This is a genomic window from Bacillus sp. FJAT-45350, assembly GCF_002335805.1.
Lineage (GTDB): Bacteria > Bacillota > Bacilli > Bacillales > NISU01 > FJAT-45350.
In genome coordinates this window covers 256,079-272,184 of record NZ_NISU01000001.1, presented here as the reverse complement: position 1 = coordinate 272,184, position 16,106 = coordinate 256,079, and the positions used below count along the sequence as shown (strand labels likewise).

At 33.0% G+C, this 16,106-nt stretch carries 15 protein-coding genes and 1 pseudogene; 3 read left to right on the top strand and 13 right to left on the bottom strand.

Annotated features, from left to right (window positions below; genetic code table 11):
* Positions 1 to 100 precede the first annotated feature (100 nt).
* Positions 101 to 342, top strand: a pseudogene (locus tag CD003_RS01360) (IS5/IS1182 family transposase); the annotation flags it as partial.
* Between the two features lie 77 nt (positions 343 to 419).
* Here CD003_RS01360 and CD003_RS01355 read toward each other — a convergent pair.
* On the bottom strand, positions 420 to 980 hold the full coding sequence (locus CD003_RS01355; RefSeq protein WP_096199097.1) for a hypothetical protein: 561 nt from the start codon (positions 978 to 980) through the stop codon (positions 420 to 422).
* A 216-nt stretch (positions 981 to 1,196) separates the two neighbouring features.
* On the opposite strand from CD003_RS01355, the gene CD003_RS22495 reads away from it, so the two are divergent.
* Positions 1,197 to 1,388, top strand: a complete 192-nt coding sequence (locus CD003_RS22495) for a 23S rRNA (pseudouridine(1915)-N(3))-methyltransferase RlmH (RefSeq protein WP_179295383.1) — start codon at positions 1,197 to 1,199, stop codon at positions 1,386 to 1,388.
* A gap of 171 nt (positions 1,389 to 1,559) precedes the next feature.
* Positions 1,560 to 1,775, top strand: a complete 216-nt coding sequence (locus CD003_RS01345; RefSeq protein WP_096199095.1) for a hypothetical protein — start codon at positions 1,560 to 1,562, stop codon at positions 1,773 to 1,775.
* Positions 1,776 to 2,142: 367 nt separating this feature from the next.
* Here the strand turns inward: CD003_RS01345 and CD003_RS01340 are convergent, their stop codons facing one another.
* The 12 genes from CD003_RS01340 to CD003_RS22145 form a co-directional block, all read right to left on the bottom strand.
* Positions 2,143 to 3,615 (bottom strand): capsular polysaccharide export protein, LipB/KpsS family, encoded by a 1,473-nt coding sequence (locus CD003_RS01340; RefSeq protein ID WP_096199094.1) that lies wholly within the window; start codon positions 3,613 to 3,615, stop codon positions 2,143 to 2,145.
* A 121-nt stretch (positions 3,616 to 3,736) separates the two neighbouring features.
* Positions 3,737 to 4,786 carry a pseudaminic acid synthase gene (gene pseI / locus CD003_RS01335; RefSeq protein ID WP_096199093.1) on the bottom strand — a complete coding sequence of 350 codons (1,050 nt, stop codon included), beginning with the start codon at positions 4,784 to 4,786 and terminating at the stop codon, positions 3,737 to 3,739.
* Positions 4,773 to 6,437: a UDP-2,4-diacetamido-2,4,6-trideoxy-beta-L-altropyranose hydrolase gene (gene pseG, locus CD003_RS01330; RefSeq protein ID WP_142302821.1), complete on the bottom strand. Its 1,665-nt coding sequence runs from the start codon at positions 6,435 to 6,437 to the stop codon at positions 4,773 to 4,775. The genes pseI and pseG overlap by 14 nt, the downstream gene beginning before the upstream one ends.
* A gap of 18 nt (positions 6,438 to 6,455) precedes the next feature.
* Entirely contained in the window at positions 6,456 to 8,228 is a 1,773-nt protein-coding gene (locus CD003_RS01325; protein WP_096199091.1) for an N-acetylneuraminate synthase family protein, read from the bottom strand.
* 12 nt (positions 8,229 to 8,240) lie between these two features.
* Entirely contained in the window at positions 8,241 to 9,443 is a 1,203-nt protein-coding gene (pseC, locus tag CD003_RS01320; protein WP_096199090.1) for a UDP-4-amino-4,6-dideoxy-N-acetyl-beta-L-altrosamine transaminase, read from the bottom strand.
* Between the two features lie 13 nt (positions 9,444 to 9,456).
* The gene (locus CD003_RS01315; RefSeq protein ID WP_096199089.1) at positions 9,457 to 10,401 is read right to left on the bottom strand and encodes a dTDP-glucose 4,6-dehydratase; all 945 of its coding nucleotides are present in this window, start codon (positions 10,399 to 10,401) and stop codon (positions 9,457 to 9,459) included.
* Positions 10,402 to 10,679: 278 nt separating this feature from the next.
* Entirely contained in the window at positions 10,680 to 11,684 is a 1,005-nt protein-coding gene (locus tag CD003_RS01310) for an SDR family NAD(P)-dependent oxidoreductase (protein WP_096199088.1), read from the bottom strand.
* Positions 11,685 to 11,846: 162 nt separating this feature from the next.
* Positions 11,847 to 13,250, bottom strand: coding sequence for a capsular polysaccharide export protein, LipB/KpsS family (locus CD003_RS01305; protein WP_096199087.1), 1,404 nt, complete (start codon positions 13,248 to 13,250; stop codon positions 11,847 to 11,849).
* The gene (locus tag CD003_RS01300) at positions 13,247 to 14,029 is read right to left on the bottom strand and encodes a glycosyltransferase family 2 protein (protein WP_096199086.1); all 783 of its coding nucleotides are present in this window, start codon (positions 14,027 to 14,029) and stop codon (positions 13,247 to 13,249) included. The genes CD003_RS01305 and CD003_RS01300 overlap by 4 nt, the downstream gene beginning before the upstream one ends.
* A gap of 64 nt (positions 14,030 to 14,093) precedes the next feature.
* Positions 14,094 to 14,549, bottom strand: coding sequence for a dTDP-4-dehydrorhamnose 3,5-epimerase family protein (locus CD003_RS01295; protein WP_096199085.1), 456 nt, complete (start codon positions 14,547 to 14,549; stop codon positions 14,094 to 14,096).
* A gap of 40 nt (positions 14,550 to 14,589) precedes the next feature.
* A complete protein-coding gene (locus tag CD003_RS01290; RefSeq protein WP_096199084.1) occupies positions 14,590 to 15,318 on the bottom strand; it encodes a sugar phosphate nucleotidyltransferase in 729 nt (242 codons plus the stop codon).
* 157 nt (positions 15,319 to 15,475) lie between these two features.
* The coding region (locus CD003_RS22145; protein WP_257008134.1) for an IS3 family transposase at positions 15,476 to 16,106 on the bottom strand (631 nt) is incomplete at its 5' end.

The following is a 16,106-nucleotide window of genomic DNA, read 5'->3' as shown; positions in this document are numbered from 1 at the left end:
GTAAATTTCACCGGCTTTGATTATTTTTTGAATAAAAATAAGGACCACTTCTGATAAAATATAGTTTCCACACAAAATTTCATCTGAAAAAAGGGTCCTTATGTTTAGAAATTATACATGAATCAAGTAGTTTTACCTTTAGATTTAGAAGTGAAATTACAAAATAATGATATTGCCTTCCATGTCCATCATTTAGTTGAAAGTATCCCTAATGAAGCCTTTGTACCATTTCTTCGAAATGAGGGTTGTCCTACCTATCATCCACGCATGATGCTTAAAATTATCTTATGTTCCTACACGCAATCTGTCTTCTCTGGACACAAAATTGAAGCCCTATTAAAAGGATAAGGTAGCCACTGACCACCTTAAGAATCCCGTTTTTTAATCACACCTACTATTTTCATTTATAAGATGAAAATTTATATACTTTCTTGCCAATAGGAAAAATTGAGTGATAATAGATTTGTTTTGTTTGTATTATTTGCCATTCTTACTAGCATAGTTGTGTTTGGGTTTATTCTAATTCGACCCGAATATTCAATCACAAATACTCCTCCAACGGTGGGGTCACTAGCTTGTGAAATAAATTTAGCAGTCCATACACTATTATCAGGAGAACTAAAGTTTGTGTTTCGCGGTGTAATAGTTGTTCCAGCCGCTGTAAAAGTACCATTTCGTAGAATTGAAATCCTTGTATTAACTGTTGCTCCACCAGATAACCTTGAGAAAACTAGTACTCTCGCAGCTCCAGCTGGATTTGTTAATTGCAAAGTTAAAAAACCATTAGCTGGAACGCTAATTGCTCCTGTTGAACCAGCAAATAGCAACCCATTTTCAGTTGCTAATTCCTCTATTGGAACCACTACTGTAGGATGTTCGAGCTCAGCAACAGGAAGTGTAAAAATTGGTGAACCTGATGTATTTATTAGAAATACATTTAATGGGTCATTTTTGGAGTTAAAAATATTAAAATTTGGCATCTGCATTCCCTCCAGTAAATGCTTACTTATTAATATGATTTCTATATATTACATGTTTGTGCGTTTATCAGGTATTAGGAAAAAATAAGAATTAAAACATAAATTGTCTAATTCTTAAAAAAATCTCTAATTCAATTAAACCATTTACTACAAATATTTCTCCTGTATATTAAAGATAACGGCCCTTTATCGAAATAAGTTATAGAGTTTATTCGATTGAACTTTAAAGTTTATATAGTAGGTGACAAAATAGAAAAGTTTTACCTTGAAGGAATAAAAGAATATGAAAAGCGTTTAAGTAGGTACTGTAAAATAAAATTACAGAAGTTTAAAAATAAGGAATCTCACTTAGCAAAATCACTGATAAATAATATAAAATCCTTGTGTCAACTGGCAAGGAAGAGATGAATATCTCTGAGGGTCTTTCAGAGAAAATAGATAGCCTTGGTATTTCAGGAAAGTCGGATAGGTTATTATAATGTAAACAGAAATTATTATCATGAATAGAGAAATCAGACGCTCTCATAGTACGGAAGTAAGAACCTGGTACATCGCTAAATATGATATGAAGTTGGCTACATGGAAGAAGGGAAATATCATCAAGTCGATTCTGACACTCCTCAGTGTGGTGTTATCAGTCCTTTACTCGCAAATTATCTAAGATACATGAAGGAAAAACAGAAGAAACAACAGGGAAGAGCGATTCTAAGAGCAAAAGAAAAAGGAGAGAAATATTGCTCTCCCGACCGAACTCGATATATAAAATTTGCCAAAGGGTTAGCAACTAATAAATAATACAAGTAACACATTGGTAACCCGTATGCCTTAGTAGGGAATGTACGGTTTGATGAGGGGATAGCCACGTAAGTGGGTACCCTACTCTATTTAGTTCTTCTTTAGGATTACCTCTCCAATCCAAAATAAAAAGTAAATTATCTTTTGAAAGTTGAATTGCCTTTTTCTCTTTAAGGATTTTTTGTGTTTCTTTGCTATAAATATCAATACATCAATTGCTATGAATGCCTAGTATAAGATTTATAAGATTTAGTTTATAAGATTTATATGCATTTAAGTGAAGGACTATTTCATAGACAGTGTAATTCTCTATATTTTCAATTTTTAAGAGTCCTTCCAAGGCAACATGGTTACTTTTATGTTTTACTCATATTTCAGTGAGTTTATTTATTAAGTCAAATAACTTATCTATAGCATACTTATTTGGATATGCGTAGTTCAAAAATATTTTTCTAGACTCAATCATTTTCTGCTGCATGCTTTCATTATAAAGGATCCTTTTTGTAAAAATTGCAGCGGCCTCAGAATCTAAGTGGTTGAAATCACCTAATCTTTCATAATAATCTCTATTTGACCAAAATTTCTGATTATAGGATAAACAGACTACTGGTTTATTGGCAATTAACCCTTCTAGCCCTGTAGTTGATCCTGCCATTGAAATTAAATCTACATGATGAAAAATGCTATATAAATCAATTTCCTGATCAACAACCTTAACTGAATTATATAATTGACTATATTTCTTATAATAAAATAATGTATTAAATTGATATTCATATGGATGAGGTTTTATAATTATTTCAATATTAGGGTCTTTCGCTAATATATCAATATATGTGTTCCAATATGGAGAAGATTCAAATGTAGGATGAGATAAATAATCTGAAGAAGGCTGAGTAGTAATCAAAATAGATTTTTTGTCTTTATCAATCTTTAGTTGGTCTAGAAAATGTTCTTTTGTAATTGAAGGATTCGAATTTATTTTATCAAAGCGTGGATGCCCAGTGATTTCAATATTTTCTTCTGAAACTCCATATTGTGTGTATAGGTCTTTTTCATACTGACCATATACAGCCTGTTTGGTTGCTAATACAGGAAGAAATGTACTATGTTGTTTACACATTAATAAACCATGTTGCATGCAAATACTTGGAATACCTCTTGAAGCAGCTAAAAGGGCTAATATACTACTTTCGATAATAGATGTTGCTCCTACTATCACGCACGAAATCGGCTTCTCATTAAAATAATTATTAATTGCCTTAATACTGTGAATCATATTTGGAATATCTTCAAAAAACTTTCTTTGAAAATGAGCATCACTATAGATTGGATGCTTCTGATAATAGGCAAATAATATTTCTGCCCTTGTCATAATACTCTTAACTAAATGATCCTTATTATTTGTATAGTCTGTTAATGAATGTATAGGTATTCCGTAGTAAATTCCGTTTTGGTTTGGTGTAAGAATAATAGTCTTACTAGGATTAAATTTCCTCATTATCTCTTCTGGGAAACGAAGAGCAACTGGGTATAGTAAGATTTTTCCGCCTTTCTTAATTGACTTTGGTGGTTTACTCTTCATAAGGTTTATATAATGGTCAAATCCTTGTTGTATCTGTTCATTCCTATAAATTTGTCTTTTCAAAGTTCTTCTATATGATGGTCGGATCACCTTTTTTCTTACATCTTCATTAATATAAAGTTCAAATTTGCTTAAAAGCGGTAATAGAATGCCCATATAAGATAATCCTTTGAAATCGTCTATAAATTCCAAGAATAAAGACATATAATGACGGTAATACTCATCATAATTTTCATATTCACCTATAGCAGTCACCCTCCTTATAATTCTATTAAAATTAGAAATGGTTCATAAACATTTCTGTTTCCTTATATAAACCCTTAAATATTAGTGTAAGTCTATCTAACTATTTCTAGATATACACATTGGTGGACTATTAAATCAATTGCCAACTGAAAGCTGTTCCCTTTTTTATATCCTGATTAGCTTTTTTACCTAATATAACCTCATAATATTTAGGAGGCAGTCCATTACCTGGACGTATTACTCTGACATTTTGTTCTGTAAATATATCTCCTTTCTTCATATTTTCCGTAACATAAAGTGATCTCCTAAACTTAATACTTGATTTTTCAATATCTGTTGGACCATAGTATACTTGACCAAGAGCTTGCCAAGCCCGATTCGATTCATCTACCAATGCTTTCATTTCATCCGGCTCCATCGAGAAGGGTGCATCAACTCCTCCATCTACTCGGGATAACGTAAAGTGCTTTTCAATTACTGTTGCCCCTAAGGCAACACTTGCTACTGATGTACCTATTCCTAAAGTGTGATCTGATAATCCTACCTCACATTGAAATAACTCTCTCATATGTGGAATGGTTGTTATATTTGTATTTTCTGGAGTAGCTGGGTACGTACTCGTGCATTTTAATAATATTAACTCTTTACACCCATACTTTCTTACGGTTCTTACAGTTTCATCAAGCTCAGCAATTGTAGCCATCCCTGTCGAAATAATTAATGGTTTACCTGTTTTCGCAACTTTACGTATTAGCGACAAATCATTATTTTCAAACGATGCAATCTTATAGCAAGGTACATCTATTGATTCAAGAAAATCAACAGCACTTTGATCAAATGGGCTGCTAAACCCTATAAGGCCTAGTTCCTTGCATCGTGTAAAAATTTGTTGATGCCACTCCCAGGGAGTATATGCTTCTTGATATAATTTATATAAAGACTTATTTTTCCATAGACTTTTAGAATCACTTAATGTAAAGTCGCCTTGCGAGAGATTTATAGTCATTGTATCAGCTGTATAAGTTTGAATTTTTATTGCATTGGCTCCTGCTTTAGCTGCAGCTTCTACAATTTCAAGCGCACGCTCTAATGATTGATTATGGTTGCCTGACATTTCAGCAATAATAAAAGGGCTGTGCTTTCTACCAATTTCTTTCCCGCAAATATTAAGTTCCTTCATTCGCTTCACCTCTATATTTAAACAATAAATTTTTTTTTACTGCTGACCATTTATCAATAAAAAGAGCTAATGCAATTACATCTATATATTCACCATCTTTTACAACATGTTTAACAAATCTTCCTTCTTCTTCAAACCCTAGCTTCTTATGAAAATTTAAACTAGTATGATTAAATTCTAATACTTCTCCACATACCTTTCTCATACCAACTTTTTTAAAAATATATTCCAAAGCCAACAAACCTAATATAGTACCTGAACCAATTGGTGCATTCTGTGCCCCTATATAAAACCCCCAATTACATGTATTATTATTTTTATTAATATTAGAAAAATTCGCCAATCCTATTGGTTTATTAAGATAATAAATGAGTTTCACTATTGTACTTTCATCTTTATTAACTTTATTAAACCATTCTTTATGTTCGAGCTCTGTAATCTTGTGATCGGTATACATATAAGGTTGTATTGCATCAGAGTTTCTCCAGTTTCGAACCAAGTCCAATTGATCCTCCTGAATGTCCTTTATGCTAAAGTTCCTTAAGTCAATCATTGATGTACTCTCCCAAATAATGGACTGCGTTAGGGCATCCATTTTTGACTTTTCTCCAGTTTGTAACAAGGAGTTTTTAGACATCTCCTTTACTTTCTCTGGATTATTTATTAAACACTTTAATTTCCTAACAATTTCTATTGAATCTACGATATTACTATAACCTAAATTACAAACTATCCCGACTTCTTCTGCAGCAGACACTACCTCTACTTGATTTAAAGCAGTAATTATGGTTATTGTGGGTAAAGCTAAATAACACCTCTCCCATATAGTACTCCCTCCCGCACCAATCGCTATATCGGCTCTTAGCATTAAATTAGCCATATAATTAATCTGGCAGTGATAATTTACGTTAGGTAGTACTGCACACATTTGTTTTACTTCTTCTTTTTTCAGATTTGTACTTCCAACCACTACGTCAAAAATAATGTCACTTCGATTTAATAGTTCAATAGCTTTTAAGCATTTCGTTGTTTCGTTAGTTGGATCACTTCCTCCAAAAAAAATCATTACTCTCTTCACAGTTCCGTCTCGCACCTTCACATGATTTTTTGCCTCTCTAAATTCCTTACGTAATAGTGCATACTTCGGTCCCAATAACTTCTTTGACTTTTTCGGTACCAATTCTTCGTACCGTTTTTCCATATCCTGAAAGAGGTTTTGATCTAACAACAATTCACACTCATGTGGCCGATCTGCTAAATCGTCAATAACCATGATATTACTTACATAAGGTCGTATTTCACTTTCCCACTTTTTATCAATTGAATAGTGATCAATAATTAACCAGTCTATATGTTTGGACTTTTCTAATTTTTTTTTAGTTTGAGCAACATCTGTTTTCCAAGCAACTCCAAGCCAATGAGAATGTTTTACTTCATTATCTAAATGAAAGAGACTTTGTTTTGGAGGTGGTAACGCACAAACCTTGAACCCTGTTTCTCGTATAAAGTGGAGAAGGTTTCCTTGAAATCTCCGGCTAATAAAAGAGACTTTTGCTCCATTTTGTTTTAATTCTTCCGCAAGTGCAAGACAACGCATGACATGACCAGTACCAATTTCAAAAGAAGAATCAACTCTAATAAATATGTTCAAGTGCAAAATCTCCTTTTTTTATTCCAAGATTGTAGCTCGATTAATTTCTTTCATTTTTTTTACATTATCCTTCCACAATAGTGAGACGTTTTCATTGAGTTTTATTATTTCTGGATGATATATTAGATAGTTCCTTAATAATTCGAAATATAAAGGTTCTTCTCCAAGTTCTAATCCTTTATATAAAGCTTCAAACATTTCTAGGTCTAATACTTCATCCAATGTCAAACGCCAATTAGGAAATTGGTATTTTTCTGGTAATTTAACTAAATTGACTGAAAAAATACTAGGGTTATTATAATAATAAAATGATAAATATTCCGTATAAATTAATTTGTTTGCCCTATTTAACAATCTCTTAAGTGATTCTACTGTTATTACATCAGCAGCAGTACCTATAGCGTGCTCACTTGTGGCTGTAGTAAAGTCTTTACCGCTTTTTAAATGCTCCTCAATTAATAAACTTACTATCTCAGGTGAAACTGCAGGACAGTCACCAGTTATACGTAATACGATATCCGCATTTGTTAGCTTAACAGCTTTAATCATTCTTCTAGCTACATTTTCTGGGTCCCCTCTAACCACTTTTACTCTTCCACTGAGTGAAAATTGTTCCAAAGGATCATCCTCTGGTAGATCTGACGTTGCCAATACTACTGACGATATATTCGGGATAGCCAAGCAATTTATAAGACATCTTTGTATTGATGGGATTCCATTAATTTTCAATAGCGCTTTTCTTTGTAACCTCGTTGACTTCAGACGGCATATGACAACAATGACAATAGTCGGTTTACGAATCATAGTGGATAGAACTGGTTTATCTTTACTAATATCTTCCGTTGCAATACAAGGTAACATTTTTTTGAAATCCCAAGGCATAAGTGCATCTTCTCTTTCACACCTTTTATAAACTATTTGATTACTTGAAAGCACTTGACCCTTTTTAATATTTGTAGAACTAACAACTCTCACAGCATCTTTTAGATAGTTTCTTTGGGTCTCGCCTACTTCTGTCCCTCCGAGTATTACTTCTAGTTGATGTAATTTACTAACCATTAAAGAAAACTCTTCAGGCTCTAAGGATGAATAATAATCATACCCTTTTTTTGATCGGTCAAGCGTTATATGTTTTTCAATATAAATTGCACCCATGCATGCTGCATACATAGGGAGATCTATTGCTAGTGGACGAGACCCATCTTCATGATCTGCAAAACCAACTGGCAATTGGTATTTATTTTTTAAATAATTTATGCGATTTAAATTAGCGTCTTCTGTTTTTGTTGGGTATCCTTGAAACCCATGCATTAATACGATTTTAGTCTTATTTATCATCTTGTCTTTTAATAGTTTAATGAAGGAATCAATTTCTTTATCGTACCAGCCTCCAACTCCTAGCATAATAGGCTTATTTAATTTCAATATTTCTTCAACTAACTTTTCTGCTTGAATAATAGTAGTCGGTATTTTTATCCCATCGATCAACGAGCTGTGTTTATTTGCTAACTTTAATCCCCATTCGTCAAAGATATCAACCCAGATTTCGAGTCCTACGTCCCTTGCTAAGTTTAGCATTTTCTTCCAATTATCTTCACTAATAAATAAATTTTTATAAACTGAATACCAATTAAAGTCAGGTGTGGCAAGATAGTCATACTTGAACCATTGAAATTTGACTGCATCTGCACCGGATTCTGCTGATGCTATAATTAATGTCTTAAGTGTATCTATATCTCCTTGATGAGCATTAGCTATTTCAGCAATAATTTTTAGTTTTTGTATAATCATCAACCCCTTCTATTAAGTTTTTTTATAATTAATGATTACCTTCAAGACAGCTTTAATTACATCTCTTACATCACTGTCAGACATTCCTGGGAATAGAGGTAGTGTAATAATTTCAGCATATAGTTTTTCTGCATTTGGACATATTCCCTTTTTATAACCTAATTTTTGATAATATGGTTGCAAATAAACTGGTATATAATGTACATTAATGCCGATATTTTCTTTTTGTAAGGCTTCAAATATTTCTTTGCGTCCAATTTTTAATTGTTCTAAATCAAGCCGGATAATGTAAAGGTGCCAATTCGACTGACAATTTGCTAGTTGATAAGGTAACGTGACCTCCTTTACTTCTTGAAATGCTTTATTGTACATATCTACATACTTGTTTCTTATTTTTATAAACCTATCTAATTTTTTTAATTGACTTATCCCAAGTCCAGCTTGTAAATCAGTCATTCGATAATTAAATCCAAGAAATTGCATTTCATAATACCAAGGCCCATGATTCTCACTTAGTTGATTTTGTTCACGTGTTATTCCATGACTCCTAAACTGAATAAGCTTTTCGTAGTACTCTTTATTATTAGTAGTGATTATCCCACCTTCTCCAGTGGTTATATGTTTTACCGGATGAAAGCTAAACATTGTCATATCACTAATTGAACCAATTTTTCTTCCTTTGTATGTTGCTCCAATCGCATGAGCAGCATCTTCAATTATTACTAAGTTAAATTGATTAGCAAGGTATTGAATTTCATCTAAATCGGCTGGTTGGCCTGTAAAATCAACTGGAATAATTGCTTTTGTCTTTTTGGTAATGAGTTTTTTGATGGAGAGAGGAGATATATTGTACGTTCTAGGATCTATATCAGCAAATACAGGCTTTCCCCTTTGGTAGAGAATACAATTTGAGCTTGAAACAAATGTCATTGGGGTCGTGATAACCTCATCACTTTCTTGAATACCCGCAGCAAAACAGGCACCATGTAATGCTCCTGTACCATTAGCAAAAGCTACAGCATATTTTGCATCAACATACTCTGCAACTGCTCTTTCAAATTGTAAAATTGTAGGTCCAGTTGTTAGATAGTCACTTTTTAATACGTTAATAATAGCTTGAATATCTTCATCATCAATCTCTTGTTTTCCATATGGAAGATATGTGTCTCTAACAGGCTTTCCACCATTTATATACAGTTTATCAATATTTTTCATGTATTTCTCCTTATTAAATAAGGTTAGTTGATTTAATCCATTTTTCTGTTCGTTCTATTCCTTCTTCTAAACTAACTTTAGGCTCCCAACCTAAGAGTTTCTTTGCTTTTTCATAGTTACATATTAACTTTGGAATTTCGCTTTGTGGATGGATATGTTTGACATGGTCGATACGAGAACCATCTTCAGCAATTATCTGTGCTAAACTGTTAATACTAATATCACGACCTAATCCTGCATTTACAATTTCTCCATTTACTTCCTTTGTATAACCTGCACACACAACAAAACGAGCACAATCTTCTACATAAAGGAGATCACGAGTTTGTGTACCATCCCCATAGATTTGTAACTGTTTTCCTTCTAACTTATTTTTTATAAAGATTGCGATAACTCCCCCTTCACCACCCGTTTTTTGATAAGGACCATACGTGTTAAAAGGACGAATAACTACAGCTGGTAAATCATATGCATAATAATAGGACAAGACCATATTTTCGGCTGCTATTTTTGCACCAGCATAAGGAGACACAGGTTTAATCTTATCATTTTCTTTAATTCCACTTATATTAGATGCACAATCATATACCATGCACGTACTCATAAAGACTATCTTTATATTACTTTCTTTGCAATGTTCCAAAATATTAAAAGTACCAACCGTATCATTATCAAATGTGTTTTTTGGACTTTCAATACTATCTTGAACATTAATACTTGCTGCTAAATGATAACAAATATCAAACTTATTTTTAAATATGTCTTTTAATAGGGAAACATCTTTAATATCACCTTTTATCATTTCCTTAAATTTTTTGTGACCTAGAAATTCTTCAATATTCTCTATTCGACCATTTGAAAGGTCATCGAGAACCCAGACATAATGACCATCATTTAACAGCTGTTGGACAACCCACCTACCAATGAATCCTGCACCACCAGTAACAAGAACTTTCAAACAGTCCCTCCCCCTATCATCTGTTCCATGTAAGTACTTCACTTTATTTTATAAGTAGGGTTCCTGTAATATACCGTTTTTTTTTAAAAGAAACTGTTAAATAGTAAAAGAGGTTGTTTAAAAAGGGGGTCTTTTCCCTTTTAAACAACCTTGAAGCAATGAGTGAAGCCACTTTAATCTTTTAAAAGCCTTTGGAGCGATTTTCTCCTACTAAGGCGGACAGTGCACGAAGCCATTGCCACTAATTTTTGAACACTCTATAAAAGTATGTTCTATTATTATATTAATAGTTCACCTTTGATTAAATTGTATAATTCAATATCTGTAAGTGGAACTTGATTCATTGAGCTATACGTACCGCGAAGTGCCTTTTGTGCTCCAGGATACTTGTCATCTTTTTGATAAAGTCCAGGAATCACAAACATATCTGGTAACTCCCATGCTACCGTTGATTCATCATAAGTCATTAATTCTTCATACATTTTTTCACCTGCTCTTAACCCAATCTCTTCTACGTTTATTTCTTTTAATTTAATATTATATTTTCCGCATACTTCCTCTATAATAATAGAAACTAAATCTTCTAAGAGGATAACTGGCATCTTTAGAACAAAAACTTCTCCACCTTGCGATTCTTGAAGTGCTTTGATTGTTAGTTTCGTTGCCTGACCTAATGTCATCATAAACCTAGTCATCTTTTTATCAGTAACTGTTATTCTCTTATTTTCTATGAGCTGCTTTTTAAAAAAAGGAATAACAGAACCTCTTGAGCCAAGCACATTACCAAATCGAACACTAGCAAAAGTTGTTTGACCATTCCCCTTAGTAGCTTCTGCCGCAGTAATTAGTTTTTCCGCTGTTAGTTTAGTGGCACCGTACGTATTGGTTGGTGAGATAGCTTTATCTGAACTAGTAAAAACTACTTTTTTTACAAATTGAGCGTTTGCTGCTTTTATTACATTATATGTTCCTTGTATATTGGTTAATACCGCTTCATAAGGATTATATTCACAAGATGGTACATGCTTCATTGCGGCTAAATGGAAAACATAATCAATATCCTGCATTGCGCTATAAACACGATCGTAATCCCTAACATCTCCTATTAAAAATCGTAGATTAGACCTTTCCCCTAATTCATTTTGTAGTTGGTATTGTTTATATTCGTCTCGACTGAAGATTCTAATCACGCTAGGTTGTTCTACTAAAATATGCTTAATTATATTTCTCCCAATTGTTCCTGTTCCTCCGATAATTAAAAGCTTTTTATCTCTAAAGAACACAATCAGTCCTCCTTTCTTGAATAATTTGATATAATACATACACTTCATTATTATAAATTTACTTCTCCCTTACCAGCATAAATATACTGTTATATTCAATTTTTCATAAACTGTGACCTAGACATCGTAGTTTATGAAAAAACTAGAAATTGGTAATATATATTAACCATTTGTAAGTTTTCTTATTAACTCAATTAGTCTTATCCCTGATAATTTTTGCGGATAAGAATTTGTGAGGAATTGGTTTCTTGTTTCTTCAAATTCTTGTTGTAACTTAGTGTCAATGAAAAGTTGATTAATTTGTTTAACTACACTTGATATATCATCATTTGCAAACTTCCCTAGCTGATCATAATAAGGGTACATACTATCCTTTAGTACAATTACTCGTTTGTTTAATAACATTGCCTCTAAACCTACTGTAGAAGTTTTAACGATAACAAGATCAATATTTGGCAAAATATCATATATTGATATCGTTTTATTCAAAATAAGTTTAACGGATTTATATTTATTACCTAGTGCTTCATAGATTGAATAGTTTTTTTTCCCAATCTCCCACGGATGAGGCTTAATTATTATTTCATAGTCTGTATTCTTAATAAGTTTCTTGACTAATTGACTCCATTTTTTCTGAGAGCCAGGTTGAGTTGCAATTAGTATATACTGCTTTTTGGGATCCAAGTTAAACTCTTCTTGAAATTGTTTTTTTGGCATACTTTCTCTTTTAAAAATAGTATCATAACGTGGATGACCTATAATTTCCACTTGTTCCTCAATAGCTCCTCTTGCTAAATACCACTGCTTCTCATATCCTCCGTAAACAGCCACCTTAGTGGTAAATATCGGTAAAAATGCTTCTTCCCCCATTAGAGCACCATGCTGCATACAAATACTAGGTATACCTTTTGAAGCAGAAACAATCGCAAGTGTACGGCTTATTAAGTCTTCTGTGGTACCCACTATGACACAGGAAATAGGAACTTCCGTTAAAAAATTTTTTACACTATTCAATATCCGTATCATAGTTGGTATTTGACTAATAAACTTGTTTATAAAGAAATGATTACTAAATAAAATGTGATTACTATTATTAGTAAAAATTTGTTTTGCTTTTCTTATCAAAAGTACCTCTTCTTCAGTATTTTTCTTTTCATAATCGACAAGGTGATAAATTGAGATTCCCTGATATGAATTATCTTTTGTTTTTCTGCCCATAAGGACAGCTGTTTGTTCAGGTCTAAATTCATCATGAAAAGTCTCTAAGGGAAAACGTAAATACGCAAAGTTTAAAAGTGTTGGTCCTGGCTTTTTCTCTTTTAATGGACTTTTAATTGGTTCCAATAAATTTTCAAAATATGGTTGAATTTCCTCCATCTTAAGCCTTTCTTGTTTTATCTTCTGCCTAAAGCTTTCCTCATGCATCTCTTTTTTTACATTTTCATCAATATATTGATAAAAGTTTGCTAACAATGCTAAAGGAATATTATTATGAGTTAATTCTTTAAATGTCTCTATAAATTCTATAAATAATAACCAATAATGCTTTAAATAAATCTCCTTCATATATTATCCCCTCTAATATTCCTTCTTAAATCCTCACGTAATTCTTTACATGTTCGTTGTGGCGGAAGCAGTTTAGCAAATTCTGATTTCTCATCGGCAAATACCAACTGATGATGTATAGACTCCTCTGTAATATAGTTATCATCTAGTACTTCATCAATTGGATAAAATGGCCAAAAATGATTTACCCTCCAAAAAAAGCGTGCATCTCCAATTCTATAGAACTCTGGATTTTCATCCCAATAAGAACCCCATTTTATATATATTTCTTTTAAAATACCTTTTCTATGCATTATCGAGCAATGATCTATAACACATGAGGCAAGCCATTGATTAACTATAGCTTTTCTTTCTATTTGATGTGTTGTGCTTCCATTTTTATCGACATGTGTTGTTTTAGACGATGAATATACAATCGGGATTGAAGGATTATTATCTAAATAATCCACCATTATTTCTAACCTTTTTGGGAGGTATATATTATCATCTGTTGCATATGAAATATATTCTCCCTCTACTTTTCTTAAAGCTTCATTAATTAAGACAGCATACCGGGTTTTTTGTACTCTTTCTATCGTACTTTTAATATTACTTCGAAAATATTTAATTCTACTATCGTGTAAATATGATTCAATTATTTTTTGAGTTTCTTCATTAGAATTATCATCCATTAATAACAACTCAAAATCTGTAAATGTTTGATTTAATATACCTTCTATTGCTTTACCTATAAACTTTGGTTTATTATAACTAGTCATAATTATGGAAACTTTCGTCAACTGAATCACTCCATATTAAACTTAAAATGTTGGTAGTTAACAACATGAATAGGACTTTTGAGGTCTACCGGTGCCTCGTTACCCAATCAAAACCAATACAAGGATCATTGTAAGAAATTCTTCTTTCGTCTGGGTCCACTCCGTTGTACGCTTCTGTTGTAAAATAAACAATCGTTGCAGGTCGCTCACCTAATACTCGATACCCATGAGCAACCCCTTTTGGTATTAACAAAAGGATAGGATTTTCTTCCCCTAAATAGTAAACGTCGGTTTCTCCATATGTTTGGGATGTGTCCCTCAAATCATGAAGGACAACTTGAGCATTTCCTGAAGGAAAGAACCAAAGATCATCCTGATAATTATGGTAGTGAAATGCTTTTATCACACCTGGATAGCTCATTGATATAGAAGCCTGCCCAAACCGTTCAAGTAAACCTTCATCTTCCCTAACTAGCTCTGCAAAATAGCCACGATCATCGCAATGCTTCATTAATCTTTTTACTTTCACTCCACTAATCAATGAAACCAGCCTCCTATACTTTTATTTTGTCAGTCACCTTTTACTTTCCATCCCCTTTATGGACGAACTTATTTGCTAGAAACAGAGATTCAGGTGTACCTGCATCAATCCACCAGCCTTTTAATACTTCATAAGATAGCAACGAGTCATTGAGATAAAAATTATTTACATCGGTAATTTCTAATTCCCCTCTCGTTGATGGTGAAATTCTTTCTATATAAGAAAAAACAGAAGGATCGTAAAAGTAAATCCCAGTTACACAATAAGCTGGTCCTTCTTCCTTTGGCTTTTCTACAATTGAGATAATTTCTCCCTTATCCTTATTGAACCTAGCAATTCCATAATGTTCTGGTTGCTCAACTTCCTTTAGTAATACAAATGCCCCACTCCTATTATCCTCAAATTCATATAAATAGGGCTGTAACGAATCTTGAAAAATATTGTCTCCTAACAATACTAGGAATTTTTCATCGCCGATAAAATCTTTGGCTAACGATAAGGCGCCTGCAATTCCAGTGGCTGATTCTTGAATTTTATATTTTATTTTCACATTAAACTCTTCGCCTTCACCAAGTAATTGAATAAACAAACTTAAATACTCCCGTGATGTTAATAGCAGGATTTCTTCAATACCAGCTTCCCTTACTTTATAAATTGACCAGTAAATCATAGGGTAATTACCTACTGGTAGTAGATGTTTATTTATGATACGTGTGATAGGCGATAAGCGTGAACCTGTTCCTCCCGCTAGAATAACAGCCTTATTCATATAATCACTTCCTTTTTATAGTTATTATAATTAGAGTGACGAACTTTAGGCAGAAATGATACTATGTCAAGAAAATGGACACATCGAATAGGGACTTTTGCTTTTTCCCTACCGCGCTTACGCTTGGTGACCTCACTATCAAGTTAAGGGTTCACCCTCAACTTGATAGTGAGGATTTTCTTATTGACACATAATTCTTATAGTAGAGTTTTTCAAACACGATTGGAGACTGATAATTGTTTGATGAATGAATGCGTTTGTAGTTGTAAAAGCTGACAATATACTCGAATATATCTTTCTTAGCTTCATCTCTTGTTTGATAGTTTCTATGAAAAATTAACTCTTTTTTAATCACGCCATGAAAAGACTCAATACAAGCGTTGTCATAACAATTTCCTTTGCGACTCATGCTGGTAAACATACCATTTGACCGTAGTAAACTTTGGTAAGCATTTGAAGCATATTGGCTCCCACGGTCTGAATGATGAATGAGCCCTGGCGTTGGTTTTTGGGCAACAACCGCACGTTCAAGGGCTGTGATGACTAATTCTTTTGTCATTCGTTCACTCATATGCCAACCTAAAATTCGTCTTGAATACAAATCCATAATCGATGCGAGATACAGCCAGCCTTGCTTTGTCCAAATGTAGGTAATATCAGCTACCCAAACTTGGCTAGGATGGTCCACCTGAAACTTTTGGTTTAATAGGTTCGGATAGACAGGTAAGTTGTGTTTAGAATTTGTCGTCGCCTTGTACTTCTTTACAGTTTTAGAACGTATTCCATTT